Here is a 16,405-nt window from a genome sequence, read left to right on the forward strand (position 1 = left end):
CCGCACTTCGGCATCAGGCAGCTGCTTCACCCTTGGGGAAAGTCGCTCACTGCCCAGGTCGGCCCTGTCCCTGGTGCTGTTGACGTGGCTGCTGGGCGGCTGCTCGCTGATCCCGGACTACCATCAACCGCCATCACCGGCGCCCGCGCTCTACCCCCAGGCGCCCGGCGACACGGGGTCGCGCGCCCTGGCGAGCAGCACCGACTGGCATCAGCTGTTTCGGGACCCGACCTTGCGGCAGTTGATCCAGCGCGCGTTGGACAACAACCGCGACCTGCGGGTGGCGGCCTTGAATGTCGAGGCGTTCCAGGCGCAGTACCGGATCCAGCGCGCCGACCTGTTCCCTGCCGTGAGCGCCAACGGCAGCGGCAGCCGCCAGCGCCTGCCGCCCGCCATCACAGGCACCGGCAAGCCGCTGATCAAGTCGTCCTATTCCGCGACCCTGGGCATCAGCGCCTACGAGCTGGACTTCTTCGGCCGCGTGCGCAGCCTGAGCGAGCAGGCGATGCTCAGCTACCTGGCCACCGAAGAGGCGCAACGCAGCGCCCAGATCAGCCTGGTGGCGAACGTGGCCAACGCCTACCTGACCTGGCGCGCCGACCAGGAGCTGCTGGTGCTGAGCGGCAAGACCCTGGAGGCCAACCTGGAAAGCCTGCGCCTGACCGCGCGCAGCGGCACCGCCGGCAAGCTGTCCAACCTCGATGTGCTGCAAGCGCGCACCAGCGTCGAAAGCGCCCGGGCCAGCCTGGCCCGCTATCAACGCCAGGTGGCCCAGGACCTGAACAGCCTGAGCCTGCTGGTGGGGGCCGAGGTCTCCCCGGCGCTGCCCGGTCAGCCCCTGGCCAACGATCTGATAGTCGCCGTGCCGGCCGGCCTGCCCTCCGACCTGCTGCAACGGCGCCCGGATATCCTCCAGGCCGAGTACCAGTTGATGGCCGCCAACGCCAATATCGGTGCGGCCCGCGCGGCGTTTTTCCCCAGTGTCAGCCTGACTGCCAACGCCGGCTCTTCCAGCCTGGAACTGTCCGGGTTATTCAAGGGTGGCTCCGGAGGCTGGACCTTCCAGCCGCAGATCAACCTGCCGATCTTCAACGCCGGCAGCCTGCAGGCCAGCCTGGATTACTCCCGGCTGCAAAGGGACATCCGGGTCGCCCAGTATGAAAAGTCGATCCAGACCGCGTTCCAGGAAGTGTCCAACGGCCTTGCCGCTCGCAGCACCTACCAGCAGCAGCTCGATGCCCAGCGACGCCTGGTGGAGGCGACCCAGGACTACTACAACATGGCCGAACACCGCTACCGCATGGGCCTGGACAGCAACCTGGTGTTTCTCGACGCACAACGTTCGCTGTTCAGCTCACAGCAGGACCTGATCAATGACCGGCTGGCGCAACTGATGGCCGAGGTGAACCTGTACACCGCCCTGGGCGGCGGCTGGCAGGAGTCCCCCGAACTGGCCAGGCTGCCGGCGCCGCAGCACGGCGCCGGCGGCTAGTTCAGCCCAGCGACAAGCGCAGGGCCAGCGCCGCCAGGGTCAGCAGCAACACCGGCAAGGTCAGGACGATGCCGACCTTGAAGTAATAACCCCAGCCGATATGGATGCCTTTGCGGTCCAGCACGTGCAGCCAGAGCAAGGTGGCCAGGCTGCCGATCGGGGTGATTTTCGGCCCCAGGTCGCTGCCGATCACGTTGGCGTAGACCATCGCCTCCTTGACCACCCCCTGCGCCTGGCTGGCATCGATCGACAGCGCGCCGATCAGCACGGTCGGCAGGTTGTTCATGATCGAAGACAGCAAGGCACTCAACAACCCGGTGCCCATGGCTGCGCCCCAGATACCCCAGGTCGCGAAGCTGTCCAGCCAGCCGGCCAGGTATTGGGTCAGCCCGGCATTGCGCAGGCCGTAGACCACCAGGTACATGCCCAGGGAGAAAATCACGATCTGCCATGGCGCGTCCTTGAGCACCTTGCGCGTGGAAATCCGATGCCCGCGGGCAGCCACCGCCAGCAGCAAGGCGGCACACACCGCCGAGATGGCACTGATGGGAATGCCCAAGGGCTCCAGGGCAAAGCAGCCGAGCAACAGGATCAGCAGCACGCACCAGCCGGCGATAAAGGTCGGTTTATCGTGGATCGCGCTGTGCGCCGGCTCCAGCTGTTCGGGGTCGTAGGCACGGGGGATGTCGCGGCGGAAAAACCACATCAGCACCCCCAGTGTGGCCGCGACGCTGACCAGGTTGACCGGCACCATCACCGCCGCGTAACGGTTGAAACCGATCTTGAAAAAGTCCGCCGAGACGATGTTCACCAGGTTCGAGACCACCAGCGGCAAGCTGGCGGTGTCGGCGATAAAGCCCGCGCCCATGACGAAGGCCAGGGTCGCGGCCTTGGAAAAACGCAGGGCCAGGAGCATGGAAATCACGATCGGGGTCAGGATCAACGCCGCACCGTCATTGGCGAACAGCGCCGACACCAGCGCCCCCAGCAGCACCATAAAGGCGAACAGGCGTCGTCCACTGCCCTGCCCCCAGCGCGCCACATGCAGCGCGGCCCAGGCAAAAAAGCCGGCTTCATCCAGCAGCAGGCTGATGATGATCAGTGCGACAAAGGTGCCGGTGGCGTTCCAGATGATCTGCCACACCAGCGGGATATCGCTCAGGTGCACCACCCCGAGCAACAGGGCCAGGACCGCGCCCAGCACCGCGCTCCAGCCGACGCCAAGGCCCTTGGGTTGCCAGATCACCAGGGTAATGGTCAGCAGAAAAATCAGTCCAGCAGTCAACATGGGCAACAGCCTTGAGTGGGCCCGACAGCTAGACGGACCCATGGAATGGGGAGATCAGGGGATCGATCGGTTCAGCGGACATGACGCGCATAAGCCCCGCGAGCCGACTTCGTGGAAGCCGGCGACTGCGGGTCAGGCTTTTTTGTGCTGCTCGACCCACTGCGCGTAGGCATTGATAAAGCTCTGCAGGAATGGCCGGGTGGCCTCGGACAACTTGCCGTTGTCATCGAACGCCGACCCCGCGCCGCCCAGGTAGGCTTCCGGCTGTTGCATGCAGGGCACGTTGAGAAACACCAGGGACTGGCGCAGGTGGTGATTGGCGCCAAAGCCGCCGATGGCACCGGGGGAAACACTGATCACCGCACCCGGTTTGCCGCTCCAGGCGCTCTGGCCATATGGCCGCGAACCGACGTCAATCGCATTCTTCAAGGGCGCCGGCACCGAGCGGTTGTATTCCGGGGTCACGAACAACACCGCGTCGGATGCGCTCACTTGTTGCCGAAAAGTACTGTAGGCTGCCGGCGGTGCAGCATCGATGTCTTCGTTGTAGAGCGGCAGGTCGCCGATCTCGACGATGTTCAATTTGAGGTTGGCAGGCGCCAGTTCAGCCAGCGCCAGTGCCACTTTGCGGTTGATAGAGGCTTTTCTCAAACTACCGACCAGCACTGCAATCGTGTAAACGTTGCTCATGGTTGCTTCCTGACTATCTGGTTGAACAAGACGCTAGTTATAAATGACCGCGGGTCGATCCTGCCACCCCGTTCGCACAAATTGATGGTGCCCCAGAGCCTGTTTCAGCCCGGCCCGGCACCGCCCTTTGCGACGGCGGACTATTTTTTTACCGGTACAAAACTTACCTCGCCCAAGCACGGTCTACAGAACCGCAAATTGAGTGATTTATCTCCAGAGGCTCTAAAAGATGGCAGCAGTACTCGTCGGACAGTTTCATGCAAGAGACGCAGAAGGCCGCGTCTATTCGGTGCATGAATTCCAGGAATCCACCCCGTCGGCAGACGGTCTCACCGGCTCCGAGCCTGTTACCACCTACCGTCTGGCCATTGGCGACCGCGTCAAAAAACTCGACGACAACCAGTTTCTGCTGGTGCAATCGGACATCACCATCATTCGCGAACCCGAGACCTTCATTGCCTCATAACCCGGTGTCATGAGCAGAAGTCATATGCGCGGACTTGAGTTAGGATTCAAGCGATTGAATCCCTCACTGGCTGGACATGGACTTCAAGCATGCGTTTACGTCATATCGAAGTGATTCAGGCGCTCCTGCAAACCGGGCACCTGGGCACCGCCGCCGAGCTGTTGCAATTGTCGGTGGCCGAGGTCGAGGCGCTTTTGCGCGATGCCGAAAGCCAGCTGGGCTTCATGCTCTTCGCCAGCGTCCGCGGACGTCTGCAGGCCACTCGCGAAGCCCGTGAGTTGCAGGCCGGGATCAGTGGCATCTACGACGCCTTCGAACCCGTGCAACGCCTGGCTGACAGCCTCAAGCAGTATCAGGCACCCCCGCTGCGGGTCGACGGCACCCCGCCCCTGGCCCAGCAACTGCTGCCGCAAAGCATCGCCGCCCTGCGCCGGCGCTTTCCCGACACCCCCTGCAGCCTGGCCAGCCACGGCACCCGCCAGATCGTCAAACGCCTGTTGCTGCGCGACTGCGACCTTGGCCTGAGCCTGCACAACCCCGAACACCGCGATATCCACTGCCAACCCCTGGCCCAGGGCAAGCTGCAATTGCTCGCGCCCCACGGCTGGCTGCAGCCCAAGCAGAAGTACATTGCCCTGCAAGACCTCGCCGGCCAGGCGATGGTCGGCCTGGAGGGCCAGGACCCGCTCAGCGTAACCCTGGACAGCAAGCTGCAGAATATTCGCCCCAGCCCGGTGATCCAGACCCGGGTCCAGACCTATCAGATGATGCGCAGCATGGTCGAAGCCGGCGAAGGCCTGGCGATTGTCGACCCCTTCACGGCCCTTGGCGCACGCAGCGGCGGCCTTGACGTGTGCCCGCTGTCGCCACCGATCAGCGTGACGCTGTATGCCTTGAGCCTGCACCAGCGCGAGCCGTCCAGCGTGATCAGCGCCCTGCTCGAACTGTTGACGGAGAAGGCCGAAGCCCTGCTCGCCGGCTAACCCTGGGCGGCGAACTCGTCGGCGAACAGTCGGTACCAGAAAATCGCCACTTCCGAGGTCTGCGGATCGATGCCGCGATAACGCAGGTGATCGACCCCGCCAATCACGTAGCCGCAGCGTTCATACAGGCGGCAGGCACCGATGTTGTTGTTCTGGGTTTCGAGCATGATGCCCGGGAGTTTTTTCTTGCGACTCCAGAACTGCGCCACATCCAGCAGCGCCTTGGCCACCCCGTGGCGCCGCGCCGGTGCATGCACCGCCAGCTCGTCGATATGGGCGTAACCGTTCCAGTTGGTGCTGACCACCACATGCCCCACCGGCTGATCGTCCAGGTAGGCCATGAAAATCGCGCTGTCGGCCGCATCGCGGTAGCTGCTGAACTCCTCCGGGTCGATGCCGTAGCACTTGCGGTATGGATCGATGGACGTGAGCGGCCACTGCGCCACCGCCTTGCCGGTTTCAGCCTGGGCGTAGGCCGTGACTTCGAAACTGAAGTCACTGCCCCAGATATAGGCGGAAAACCCGTCGTCGGCGACCCGCACCGACAGGCCGGGGTACTTGGGATTCATGGCTGGCTGCATAGCGGGGAACGTCCTCAAACCTTGATGCAATCGACAGTGTAGTGCCGTCCATTGCCCTGATCTTCATGTTGCAAGCCGTGCACGTCGGCGACGAAGCCAGGGAAACTGCTGTCGAACGTACGGGCGAACGCCAGGTAATCGATGATCGACCGGGTCTGCTCGGTAAACCGCTCGCCGGGCATGATCAGCGGAATCCCCGGTGGGTACGGCACCAGCATCACGGCGGCGACCCGTCCCTGCAGGGCGTCGATCGACACCGCCTCGACTTCGCCACGCACCAGGTGGTCATAGGCGTCGGCCGGTTTCAGCGCCACCTCGGGCAGCACGGTGTACATGCGCTTGAGGTGCTTGGCCGTGGCGTTGCTGCGGTAACAGGCATGGAGCTGGTCGCACAGGTCGCGCAGGCCCATGCCCTGGTAACGCGCCGGGTTGATCTGCGCCACGCTCGGCAGGCAGTTGCCGAGGCTGACATTGGCGTCGTAATTGCGCTTGAACTCCAGCAGTTCGGTGAGCAAGGTGCTCCACTTGCCCTTGGTGATGCCCATGGAGAACAGCACCAGGAACGAATAGAGCCCGGTCTTCTCGACCACCAGGCCGCGCTCCCAGAGGAACTTGCTGACCACCGCCGCCGGGATCCCCTTGTCGCTCAGGGCACCGCCCGCCGTCAGGCCGGGCATCACCAGGGTGACCTTGATCGGGTCCAGCAGCACATAGTCGTCGGTGACCCCGGCAAAGCCGTGCCACTCGCCTTCGGGCTCCAGCAGCCAGTCCTGGGTGTGGACCTGGTCGATGCCCTCGACCCGGGGCGGCTGCCAGATGGAAAACCACCAGTCATCGGCGGCAATGTGCAGCCGCAGGTTGGCCAGGGCGCGACGAAAGCTCAGGGCTTCGTCGAACATCTCCTGTAACAGCGAACGCCCGGCCGGGCCTTCCATCATGGCCGAAGCCACATCCAGCGAGGCGATGATGCTGTACTGCGGCGAGGTGGAGATGTGCATCATGAAGGCTTCGTTGAAGCGGTCGCGATCCAGTTGCCGCGCGCCGCCGTCCTGCACGTGGATCATCGAGGCCTGGCTGAAGGCCGCCAGCAGCTTGTGGGTCGAATGGGTGGTGAACACCAGCGGGCTGTCGGCGGAGCGCGTGGTGCCCATGCCGTAGCGCCCGGCAAAGAATTCGTGGAACGCCGCGTAGGCGTACCAGGCCTCGTCGAAATGCAGGACCTCGACACTGTTGCCCAGGCTCTGCTTGATCAGCTCGGCGTTGTAGCACAGGCCGTCATAGGTCGAGTTGGTGATCACCGCCAGCTTGACCTTGGGCGGCCGGCCCCGGGTCAGCGGGCTGGCGTCGATCTTGGCCTGGATCGACTCGCGGCTGAACTCGCTCAAGGGAATCGGCCCGATAATCCCCAGCTCGTTGCGCTCCGGGCACAGGTACAGGGGGATGGCCCCGGTCATGATGATCGAGTGCAACACCGACTTGTGGCAGTTGCGGTCCACCAGCACCAGGTCATCGCGACCGACCATGGAATGCCAGACGATCTTGTTCGCGGTGGAGGTGCCATTGATCACGAAAAACGTGTGATCGGCGCCGAAATTGCGCGCAGCGCGGGCTTCGGCTTCGGCCAGGGGCCCGGTGTGATCGAGCAGGGAACCCAGCTCCGGGACCGAGACCGACAAGTCCGAGCGCAGGGTGTTCTCGCCAAAAAACTGATGAAACGCCTGCCCCACCGGGCTCTTGCGATAAGCCACGCCGCCGCCATGGCCCGGGGTGTGCCAGGAGTAGTTGGAGTCGGCGGTGTGTTGCACCAGGGCCTTGAAAAACGGTGGCAGCAGGCCATCCAGGTAATTGCGCGCGGCGCGGGCCACCTGTCGGGCGAGGAAAGGCACGGTGTCTTCGAACAGGTAAAGGATGCCCCGCAACTGGTTGAGTTCGCTCATGGCGTCGGCCGGGGCATTCTCCAGGGTCACCTGCTCGCCCAGGGCGAAGATCGGCAGATGGGGCGCACGCACCCGGGCCAGGCGAATCAGCTCGACCATGTTCTGCAACAGGTGGGTGTTTTCGCCCGCGCCTTCGGCAGCGATCAACATGCAGGCCAGGCCGTGGTGAGTCGAGGCCACCAGGCGGCCTTCGGCGTAATCCACGGCGGAAAAGATACTGAAGCCTTCCTGCTCCAGTTCCCGGGCGATACCGCGCACCCGATCACCGGCAACGGTGTCAGCCTTGATGTCGCGGTGCACGATCAGCACCGGGAATTTCAGGTCTTTGTACATGGGGCGGGGTGTCCTGAGGCGGCGGACCTTGGCCCGCCAATCACCTCAGGGTAGAGGCTTGAGCCGCTGGGTGTAAGCCCCGCTGCGACCTTCGACAATAAAAGGTCGCGCGAACACAACTACTGCTGCTGGGCCTTGGCCTCGGCCAACTGGGTCCAGAGTGCCGGCGCGCCGGCGGATTTGGCGATGATTTCCAGGCGCACCTGGTGCTCGGCGAGCTCCGCTTCGCTGGCCCGAATGATTCGTGCCGGCTGGCGGTCTGCCGGCAAGCGGCGGATTTCACTGGCGCGGTTGCCCGATCCTTCGCCGGAGCCGTTGCCGTCCGAGGCGTTGCCCGCCAGGGACAGGCTGGTCTGGCCGCCGGTCATGGTCAGGTAGACGTCGGCGAGAATCTCCGAGTCGAGCAAGGCGCCGTGCAATTCACGGCCGGAGTTGTCGACGCCGTAGCGTTTGCACAAGGCATCGAGGCTGTTGCGCTGCCCCGGGTGACGCTCACGGGCCATCATCAGGGTGTCGAGGATGGTGCAGTGCTGGGTGATGTCAGCCCGTTCGTGCTGCCCCATCAAGGCGAATTCGTTGTTGATGAAACCAACGTCGAACGCCGCGTTGTGGATGATCAGCTGTGCGCCTTTGATGAACTCGAAGAACTCGTCGGCGACCTCGGCAAAACGCGGCTTGCCCACCAGGAATTCGTTGGTGATGCCGTGGACGCCGATGGCGCCTTCGTCACTCTCGCGATCCGGTTGCAGGTACACGTGGAAGTGACGCCCGGTCAGGCGTCGACCCATCAACTCGACGCAGCCGATTTCAATGATCCGGTGACCGTCGGTCACCGGCATGCCGGTGGTTTCGGTATCGAGTACAACAGATCTGTTGGCCATCAGTGCTCAGGTCTCAATGTTTCAAAGGGCGCGATTTTAGCATGCCCGGGGCGGATGACGCGCGTGAGGGGATCAGGACTGTTTGTAGCCGCGCACTTCATCGACGCCACGGTTGGCCAGTTGGTCGGCCCGTTCGTTGCCGTGGTGGCCGATATGCCCGCGGACCCATTTCCAGGTCACGGTGTGGCGGTTGACTTGCTCGTCCAGGAGTTTCCACAGGTCGGCGTTTTTGACCGGTTCCTTGGCTGCGGTTTTCCAGCCGCGTTTCTTCCAGTTGACCATCCACTCGGTGATGCCTTTCATCACGTACTGCGAGTCGGTCACCAGGGTCACTTCGCAGGGCCGCTTGAGCTCTTCAAGGCCACGGATGGCGCCCAGCAGTTCCATGCGATTGTTGGTGGTATTGGCTTCGCCGCCCCACAACTCCTTTTCAACGCCCTTGCACACCAGCAACGCGCCCCAGCCGCCAGGGCCCGGGTTGCCCTTGCAGGCGCCATCGGTAAAGAGTTCTACGCTATCGCTCATTTACAACCTATCCATCAAGAATGCCGTGCGGCCGGCCGCTGATCGGGCGACGCAGTCCGCGACCGGAAAGCCCGGCCTGCAATAAAAAGAAAGTTTCAGGGTTCGACGTTACGGCGGTTGACCTTGGCCATCGGCATTGGCACCAGCTTGCCCATCGGCTCGCGCCGCACCTGGCGCACCGGGCGCAGGCCGACCACGATCTTGCGCGCCACCAACAGATAGAAGCCGCCGCCCGACAGTTGCCAGTCACCGGCCTTGCGTTCCCAGCCGGCCAGGCGGGCCTGCCACGCCGGTGAAGCAAGCGGCGGACGATAGCACCCGAAGCGGCGTTTCTCCAGCGCGAAGCCCAGCAGATTCAGCCAGTCGCCGACCCGTGACGGGGAAATGCAGCGCGCCTGGCGCAAGGCATCGTGGGCAAAGACGTGGCGCAAGCCCCAGCTGCTCCAGGGGTTGATCCCGACAATCAGCAAATGGCCACCCGGGCGCACCGCGCTGGCCGCCTCGCGCAGCAGGCCATGGGGCGACAGGCAGAAATCCAGGCCGTGCTGCAACACCACCACGTCGGCGGCGTGCTCGCTCAGGGGCCAGGCCTGTTCTTCGCAGACAATCTCCACCCCGGGCAAGGGCGCGCCCAGGCGCACGTTGCGCTGCACTTGAGGGGCAGCAGGCGGGGTTTGCGCCGAAGGCCCGTAATGCACCAGATAACCGCCAAAGAAACGCCCCAGCTCGTCATCGAGCATGCGCCGTTCTTCATCGAGCAAAAATTGGCCCAGTGGGCCGGACAGCCAGTCACGGGCCGCGCTGATCAAAGCCAGCCAGTCAGGATCGGCCTGAGCGAACGCTTTATCGGTCATTGCATTCTCCAACCCGCCAAGAAGTTCTAAGATGCGCCATTGTTTTCCGCTTGGCGAATCCGACGATGATACAGATCAGTGCCCTGCCCGCCTTCACCGATAACTACATCTGGTTGTTACAAGATCAGCACCACCAACGTTGCGCGGTGGTCGATCCGGGTGATGCGGCGCCGGTGGTGGCCTGGCTGCAACAGCACCCCGGCTGGGTCCTCAGCGACATCCTGATCACTCATCACCACCACGATCACGTCGGCGGCGTGGAGCAGCTCAAGCAGTTGAGCGGCGCCACGGTCTACGGCCCGGCCCGGGAAAACATCCCCGGGCGCGACGTGGCGCTCGATGACCAGGACCGGGTCAGCGTACTCGGCTGCGAATTTCAGGTCATGAGCGTGCCCGGGCACACCCTGGGGCATATCGCCTATTACCACGACGGCCTGCTGTTCTGCGGCGATACGCTGTTCGCCGCCGGCTGCGGACGGCTGTTCGAAGGCACCCCGGAGCAGATGCACCAGTCCCTCGCCAGCCTGGCCGCGCTGCCGGCCGAGACCCGGGTGTACTGCACCCATGAGTACACCCTGAGCAACCTCAAGTTCGCCCAGGCCGTGGAGCCGCATAACCCGGACATCGCCGAGCGCCTGGCGACGGTCATCCAACTGCGCGAGGACGGGCGCATGACCCTGCCCTCGACCCTGGCCCTGGAAAAACTCACCAACCCTTTTCTACGCACCGCGGAAACATCCGTTAAACAAAAAGCTGACGAACGGAATGGCCGGGATAACCCGTCGCAGAGTGCGGTTTTTGCGGCCTTGAGGGCATGGAAAGATAAGTTCTAAGACCCCCGCTGCTTGGTACAAAAATTCTGAATGGTTGACCGAACCTCGGGCGGTTCCTAGAATCGCCCGACATTTTTGCCCGGAACTTACTTCCAGCCAATGTCGTCATCTATTCGTAAAACCATCAATTCAGACGCATTGACGCGATTGGCTCAAGCTATCGCGGTGGCTGTGTCCGCCACCCTGGCGGGCTGCCAAAGCACCAGCCACGTCCCCCAGACCGAAGCCAGCCATACCCAGAATTTCAACGCCCGGATCAAGCAGAAGCCGATCTGGCTCAGTGAAAAACCCAGCCCGCAAGTGCCTCAGGATGTCTGGGAACGCATGCGCCAGGGCTTCCAGTTGCAGGACGGCCTGGGCGTCAACCCTCGCATCGAACAACAGCGCCTGTGGTTTGCCAGTAACCCATCGTTCCTGGAAAACGCCGGCGAGCGCGGCAGCCTCTACATCCACTACATCGTCGAGCGCCTTGAAGAACGCAACATGCCGCTGGAGCTGGCCCTGCTGCCCGTGATTGAAAGCGCCTACAACCCCATGGCCTATTCCCGGGCCGATGCGGTGGGCTTGTGGCAGTTCATTCCCTCCACCGGTCGCTACTTCAACCTGCGCCAGACCCGTTTCTACGATGGCCGGCGCGATATCACCGCCTCGACCACCGCGGCCATGGACTACCTGACCCGCCTGCACGACATGTTCAACGGCGACTGGCTGCTGGCCCTGGCGGCCTACAACGCCGGCGAAGGCACGGTCAGCCGGGCCATCGAGCGCAATGAAAAGCTCGGCCTGCCCACCGATTACTGGAACCTGCCGCTGCCGGCAGAAACCCAGGCCTACGTGCCCAAGCTGCTGGCCCTGTCTCAGGTGGTGCTGTCCCCCGAGGCGTACGGGGTCAACCTCAACCCGATCGCCAACGAACCGTACTTCCAGGTGGTCGAGATCAACCAGCGCATGGACCTGTCCAAGGTCGCGGCGGTGGCCAATATCGACGAGGACGAACTGTTCCAGCTCAACCCGGCATTCAAGCAGCGCACCACCATCGACGGCCCGCAACACCTGCTGGTGCCAACGTCCAAGGCGCAGTTGCTGACCACCAGCCTGTCGACCATGCGTCCTGAAGAGCTGATCAGCCAGCGTCCGCTCAAGCCGGTGTTCGAAGGCGCAACCCGCGCCGAGATCGCGGGCGTCAAGCGCACCTATCGGGTCAAGCGCGGCGACAACCTGGGCACCATCGCCAAGGCCAACAAGGTCGAGGTCAAGGACCTGCAACGCTGGAACCAGCTGACCGGCAAGAACCTCAAGGTCGGCCAGACCCTGGTCATGCAGGACAAGACCCGGCGTACTTCAGGCCGCACCACCACGGTGGTCGCAGCCAACAACAAGAAGTCGACCCAGTACAAGGTCAAGCAAGGCGACTCGCTGTACATGGTCGCCAAGCGCTTCAACGTCGAGATGCAGCACCTCAAGCGCTGGAACCCGCGCGCCGGCCAGGCCCTCAAGCCTGGGCAGATGCTGACGGTTTACCTGCCACACTGATAGATGACGCTCAAAGGGCTTGCGCTGAGCAGGAAGACGGCTGTGGCGAGGGAGCTTGCTCCCGCTCCAGTGCGCAGCACTGGCAAGCCTTTCCCCCTGACCTCATCTGTCTGAGGCTGCACGGCGCTCATGGCGACCAGCGCAGCCTCGTGCCTCGGCAGCGGCTACAGCAGCCCGCGCGAGCAGGTTCCCCGGCAACAGAAAGCCTCACTCGCCCCATCCCCCTGTCCAAGCCTTAGAAAGCCCGCTACAACGGCCTTTTTCCTGCTGATACAAGCTGTTACTGTACCGAGCACAAAGCCCAAGCCGCCTGGATCGGATCTCTGACTTGATGCGTCCCCTCCTCCTGCTCCTAATCAGTCTGGCCTTGAGCTTTCCCGCAAGCGCAACGATCACCGAAAGTCATGGTTATGCGCAGTTCGGCACGCTCAAGTACCCGGCCAAATTCACCCATTACGATTGGGTAAACCCCGCAGCGCCCAAAGGCGGCACCTTGCGGGTCATGGCCTTTGGCACCTTCGACACCCTCAACCCCTACACCTTCAAGGGCACCAGCCCGGTCACCACCCCCAACTTCCTGCAATACGGGGTCAACGAGCTGAATGAGCCGTTGATGGTCGGCACCGGCCTGTATGCCCCATCCGGCGACGAACCCACTTCCAGCTACGGCCTGATCGCGCGCTCCATCGAATACAGCGAGGACCGCAGCTGGGTGGTGTTCAACCTGCGGCCCGAAGCGCGCTTCCACGACGGCACGCCCATCACCGCCCGGGACGTGGCGTTTTCCTACCGGGTCCTGCTCAAGGAAGGCCATCCGCAATACCGCACCAACCTGCAGGAAGTGCAACGGGTCGACATCCTCGGCCCGCTGCGGATCCGCTTTGTGTTCAAGCGCGCCGGCAACCCGTTGCTGATCCTGCGCATGGGCGAGTTGCCGGTGCTGCCCCAGCACTACTGGAAGGGTCGGGACTTCAAGGCCACCACCTTCGAGCCGCCCCTGGGCAGCGGGCCGTATCGCATCACCCGGGTCCAGCCCGGCCGCCAACTGGTGTTCGAGCGGGTCAAGGACTACTGGGGCGAGAACCTGCCGGTGAACCGGGGCTTCAATAACTTCGACCGGGTCGAAGTCGAGTTCTACCGCGACAGCGACGTGGCCTTCGAAGCCTTCAAGGCCGGCGAGTTCGACATCTACATCGAGCACCAGGCCAAGAACTGGGCCAACGGCTACAACTTCCCGGCGGTCAATCGCGGCGATGTGATCAAGGCCCAGGTTGCGCACCAGATTCCGACCCAGACCCAGGGCCTGTTCATGAACACCCGGCGTGCCACCTTCGCCGAGGTCAAGGTGCGCGAAGCCCTGGGGCTGATGTTCGACTTCGAATGGACCAACCGCACCCTGTTCAGCGGCGCCTACAAGCGCGCCATGAGCTACTACCCCAACAGCGAGTTCTCGGCCAGCGGCCTGCCGGTCGGCCATGAGTGGCTGATGCTTTCACCGTACCGCGAGCAATTGCCGGCCAAGCTCTTTACCCAGCCCTTCAGCCTGCCCCAGACCGACGGCCGCGGCATTCCCCGGGACACCCTGCGCCGTGCCCTGGGCCTGCTCGGCGAAGCCGGCTGGAAGCTCAATGGCCAGCGCCTGGTCAACAGCCAGGGCCAGCCGCTGCGGTTCGAGTTGCTGCTGGTCAATCCGAACCTGGAGCGGATCCTGCAGCCCTATATCGAGAACCTGGCCAGCATCGGCATCGATGCACGCCTGCGCACGGTGGATCGGGCGCAGTACAAGCAGCGCCTGGACCAGTTCGATTTCGACATGATCCTCATGACCCTCAACCAGACCCTGAGCCCCGGCCTTGAGCAATGGCAGTACTTCCATTCGAGCCAGGTCGGGGTCAAGGGCAGCAAGAACTACACGGGCATCGCCAATCCAATCGTCGATCACCTGCTGGAACAACTGCTCGCCGCCCAGACCCGCGACGAACAACTGGCCGCCGGCCGGGCCCTGGATCGGGTGCTGCTGTGGCAGCACTACATCATTCCCAACTGGTACCTCAATTATCATCGCCTGGCGTACCGCAACCGGTTCGCCTTCGTCACCACGCCGCCCTACCAATTGGGCCTGAGCGCGTGGTGGCTGAAGTCTTCGGAGAAAGCCCAATGATGACCATGCGCGCACTGCTGCAGGCCAGCGGCCTGTTGCTCTCGACCCTGGCCTGCCTGGCCCAGGCCGCCCCGCAACACGCCCTGACCCTGTACAGCGAACCGCCGAAATACCCCGCCGACTTCAAGCACTTCGACTTCGTCAACCCGGACGCGCCCAAGGGCGGCACCTTCCGCGAAGCCGGCTTCGGCGCGTTCGACAGCCTCAACCCGTTTATCAACAAAGGCGTGCCGGCGGACAATATCGGCCTGATCTACGACACCCTGATGCGCCAGAGCCTGGATGAGCCCTTCACTGAGTACGGGCTGATCGCCGGCAAGATCGAAAAGGCCCCGGACAACAGCTGGGTGCGCTTCTACCTGCGCCCCGAGGCGCGCTTCCATGACGGCCATCCGGTACGTGCCGAGGACGTGGTGTTCACCTTCCAGACCCTGATCAAATCCGGCGCGCCGCTGTACCGGGGCTATTACGCCGACGTCGCCGAAGTGGTGGCCGAGGATCCGCTGCGGGTGCTGTTCAAGTTCAAGCACAACAACAACCGCGAGTTGCCGCTGATCCTCGGCCAGTTGCCCGTCCTGCCCAAGCACTGGTGGGAAAATCGCGATTTCGCCAAGGGTAATCTGGAGATCCCCCTGGGCAGCGGCCCGTACAAGGTGTCCGAGGTCAAGGCCGGGCGTTCGATCCGCTACGAGCGGGTCAAGGATTACTGGGGCAAGGACCTGCCGATCAACCGGGGGTTCTACAACTTCGATGTCATGGCCACCGACTATTACCGCGACAACACCGTGGCCCTGGAGGCGCTCAAGGCCGGGCAATTCGACTTCTGGCTGGAGATGAGCGCGAAGAACTGGGCCACCGCCTACAACACCCCCGCCGTCGCCGCCGGCCGGCTGATCAAGGAGCAGATCGCCAACGGCAACCCCACCGGCATGCAGGGTTTTGTCTACAACATCCGCCGCCCGGTGTTCCAGGACGTGCGGGTGCGTCAGGCCCTGAGCCTGCTGCTGGACTTCGAATGGACCAACAAGCAGCTGTTCAACGGCGCCTACACCCGCACCCGCAGCTACTTTGAAAACTCCGAGATGGCGGCCACCGGCCTGCCCGATGCCGAAGAGCTGAAAGTCCTCGGCCCGCTGCGCAGCAAGCTGCCGGCCCAGGTCTTCAGCGAAGCCTTCGAGCCGTCGGTGTGCGACGGCAGCGGCATGATCCGCGCCCAGCAACGCCAGGCTTACCAGCTGCTGCAGGAAGCCGGCTGGCGTATCGTCGACGACAAGATGGTCGACGCCCAGGGCAAGCCGGTGGTGATCGAATTCCTGCTGGCACAGACCGAGTTCGAACGGGTGCTGCTGCCGTTCAAGCGCAACCTCAGCGACCTGGGGATTGACCTGGTGATCCGCCGGGTCGACGTTTCCCAGTACATCACCCGCCTGCGCTCGCGGGATTTCGACATGGTGGTCGGCAGCTTCCCCCAGTCCAACTCGCCGGGTAACGAGCAGCGCGAGTTCTGGCAGTCCTCCAGCGCCGACAAGCCGGGCAGCCGCAACTTCATCGGCCTCAAGGACCCGACCATCGACGCCCTGGTCGAAGACCTGATCAACGCCGACTCGCGACAGAGCCTGGTGGCCCATGCCCGCGCCCTGGACCGGGTGTTGCAATGGGGCTACTACGTGATCCCCAACTGGCACATCAAGACCTGGCGCGTGGCCTACTGGGACCATATCGGCCACCCCAAGGTCTCGCCCAAGTACGACATCGGCACCGCCACCTGGTGGATCAAGCCCGACGCCAAGCCCGCCGTGACCTCAAGCAGCCAGGACCCGGCCCAACCGGCCGGCGTGGAGCAATAAG

General features: G+C 63.5%; 14 protein-coding genes. 7 read left to right on the forward strand and 7 right to left on the reverse strand.

Features of this window, described 5'->3' with window-relative positions:
• Nucleotides 1-49 precede the first annotated feature (49 nt).
• Nucleotides 50-1,492 carry an efflux transporter outer membrane subunit gene (locus ACOZJV_RS05170; RefSeq protein ID WP_421547583.1) on the forward strand — a complete coding sequence of 481 codons (1,443 nt, stop codon included), beginning with the start codon at nt 50-52 and terminating at the stop codon, nt 1,490-1,492.
• Between the two features lies 1 nt (nt 1,493).
• Here the strand turns inward: ACOZJV_RS05170 and ACOZJV_RS05175 are convergent, their stop codons facing one another.
• Together ACOZJV_RS05175 and ACOZJV_RS05180 are read right to left on the reverse strand one after the other, a co-directional pair.
• Nucleotides 1,494-2,780 carry an arsenic transporter gene (locus ACOZJV_RS05175; protein WP_421547010.1) on the reverse strand — a complete coding sequence of 429 codons (1,287 nt, stop codon included), beginning with the start codon at nt 2,778-2,780 and terminating at the stop codon, nt 1,494-1,496.
• A 132-nt stretch (nt 2,781-2,912) separates the two neighbouring features.
• Complete coding sequence (locus ACOZJV_RS05180; RefSeq protein ID WP_078471288.1) at nt 2,913-3,470, reverse strand: NADPH-dependent FMN reductase; 558 nt, start codon at nt 3,468-3,470, stop codon at nt 2,913-2,915.
• Between the two features lie 229 nt (nt 3,471-3,699).
• Between ACOZJV_RS05180 and ACOZJV_RS05185 the strand changes: the two genes are divergently transcribed.
• Both ACOZJV_RS05185 and ACOZJV_RS05190 read left to right on the forward strand, forming a co-directional pair.
• Nucleotides 3,700-3,936, forward strand: coding sequence for a hypothetical protein (locus tag ACOZJV_RS05185; protein WP_078471289.1), 237 nt, complete (start codon nt 3,700-3,702; stop codon nt 3,934-3,936).
• 89 nt (nt 3,937-4,025) lie between these two features.
• Nucleotides 4,026-4,919 (forward strand): LysR substrate-binding domain-containing protein, encoded by an 894-nt coding sequence (locus tag ACOZJV_RS05190; RefSeq protein ID WP_078471290.1) that lies wholly within the window; start codon nt 4,026-4,028, stop codon nt 4,917-4,919.
• Here the strand turns inward: ACOZJV_RS05190 and ACOZJV_RS05195 are convergent.
• The 5 genes from ACOZJV_RS05195 to ACOZJV_RS05215 all read right to left on the reverse strand — a co-directional run bounded on the left by ACOZJV_RS05195 (nt 4,916) and on the right by ACOZJV_RS05215 (nt 10,030).
• A complete protein-coding gene (locus ACOZJV_RS05195) occupies nt 4,916-5,500 on the reverse strand; it encodes a GNAT family N-acetyltransferase (protein WP_078471291.1) in 585 nt (194 codons plus the stop codon). The two genes, ACOZJV_RS05190 and ACOZJV_RS05195, sit on opposite strands and share 4 nt — an antisense overlap.
• A 14-nt stretch (nt 5,501-5,514) precedes the next feature.
• On the reverse strand, nt 5,515-7,770 hold the full coding sequence (locus tag ACOZJV_RS05200; RefSeq protein WP_078471292.1) for an Orn/Lys/Arg decarboxylase N-terminal domain-containing protein: 2,256 nt from the start codon (nt 7,768-7,770) through the stop codon (nt 5,515-5,517).
• 119 nt (nt 7,771-7,889) lie between these two features.
• On the reverse strand, nt 7,890-8,651 hold the full coding sequence (gene dnaQ, locus ACOZJV_RS05205; protein WP_020296090.1) for a DNA polymerase III subunit epsilon: 762 nt from the start codon (nt 8,649-8,651) through the stop codon (nt 7,890-7,892).
• Between the two features lie 72 nt (nt 8,652-8,723).
• Nucleotides 8,724-9,176, reverse strand: a complete 453-nt coding sequence (gene rnhA, locus ACOZJV_RS05210) for a ribonuclease HI (protein WP_078471293.1) — start codon at nt 9,174-9,176, stop codon at nt 8,724-8,726.
• A 95-nt stretch (nt 9,177-9,271) separates the two neighbouring features.
• Nucleotides 9,272-10,030 (reverse strand): class I SAM-dependent methyltransferase, encoded by a 759-nt coding sequence (locus tag ACOZJV_RS05215; RefSeq protein WP_078471294.1) that lies wholly within the window; start codon nt 10,028-10,030, stop codon nt 9,272-9,274.
• Between the two features lie 65 nt (nt 10,031-10,095).
• Between ACOZJV_RS05215 and gloB the strand changes: the two genes are divergently transcribed.
• The 4 genes from gloB to ACOZJV_RS05235 all read left to right on the forward strand — a co-directional run bounded on the left by gloB (nt 10,096) and on the right by ACOZJV_RS05235 (nt 16,404).
• Nucleotides 10,096-10,863 carry a hydroxyacylglutathione hydrolase gene (gene gloB, locus ACOZJV_RS05220; RefSeq protein WP_421547011.1) on the forward strand — a complete coding sequence of 256 codons (768 nt, stop codon included), beginning with the start codon at nt 10,096-10,098 and terminating at the stop codon, nt 10,861-10,863.
• 99 nt (nt 10,864-10,962) lie between these two features.
• Nucleotides 10,963-12,396: a transglycosylase SLT domain-containing protein gene (locus tag ACOZJV_RS05225; RefSeq protein WP_078471296.1), complete on the forward strand. Its 1,434-nt coding sequence runs from the start codon at nt 10,963-10,965 to the stop codon at nt 12,394-12,396.
• A 331-nt stretch (nt 12,397-12,727) separates the two neighbouring features.
• Nucleotides 12,728-14,557, forward strand: coding sequence for an extracellular solute-binding protein (locus ACOZJV_RS05230; RefSeq protein WP_421547012.1), 1,830 nt, complete (start codon nt 12,728-12,730; stop codon nt 14,555-14,557).
• On the forward strand, nt 14,554-16,404 hold the full coding sequence (locus ACOZJV_RS05235; protein WP_201130729.1) for an extracellular solute-binding protein: 1,851 nt from the start codon (nt 14,554-14,556) through the stop codon (nt 16,402-16,404). The genes ACOZJV_RS05230 and ACOZJV_RS05235 overlap by 4 nt, the downstream gene beginning before the upstream one ends.
• Nucleotide 16,405: the final 1 nt, after the last annotated feature.

This window comes from Pseudomonas sp. QD4, assembly GCF_049199125.1.
Taxonomy (GTDB): domain Bacteria; phylum Pseudomonadota; class Gammaproteobacteria; order Pseudomonadales; family Pseudomonadaceae; genus Aquipseudomonas.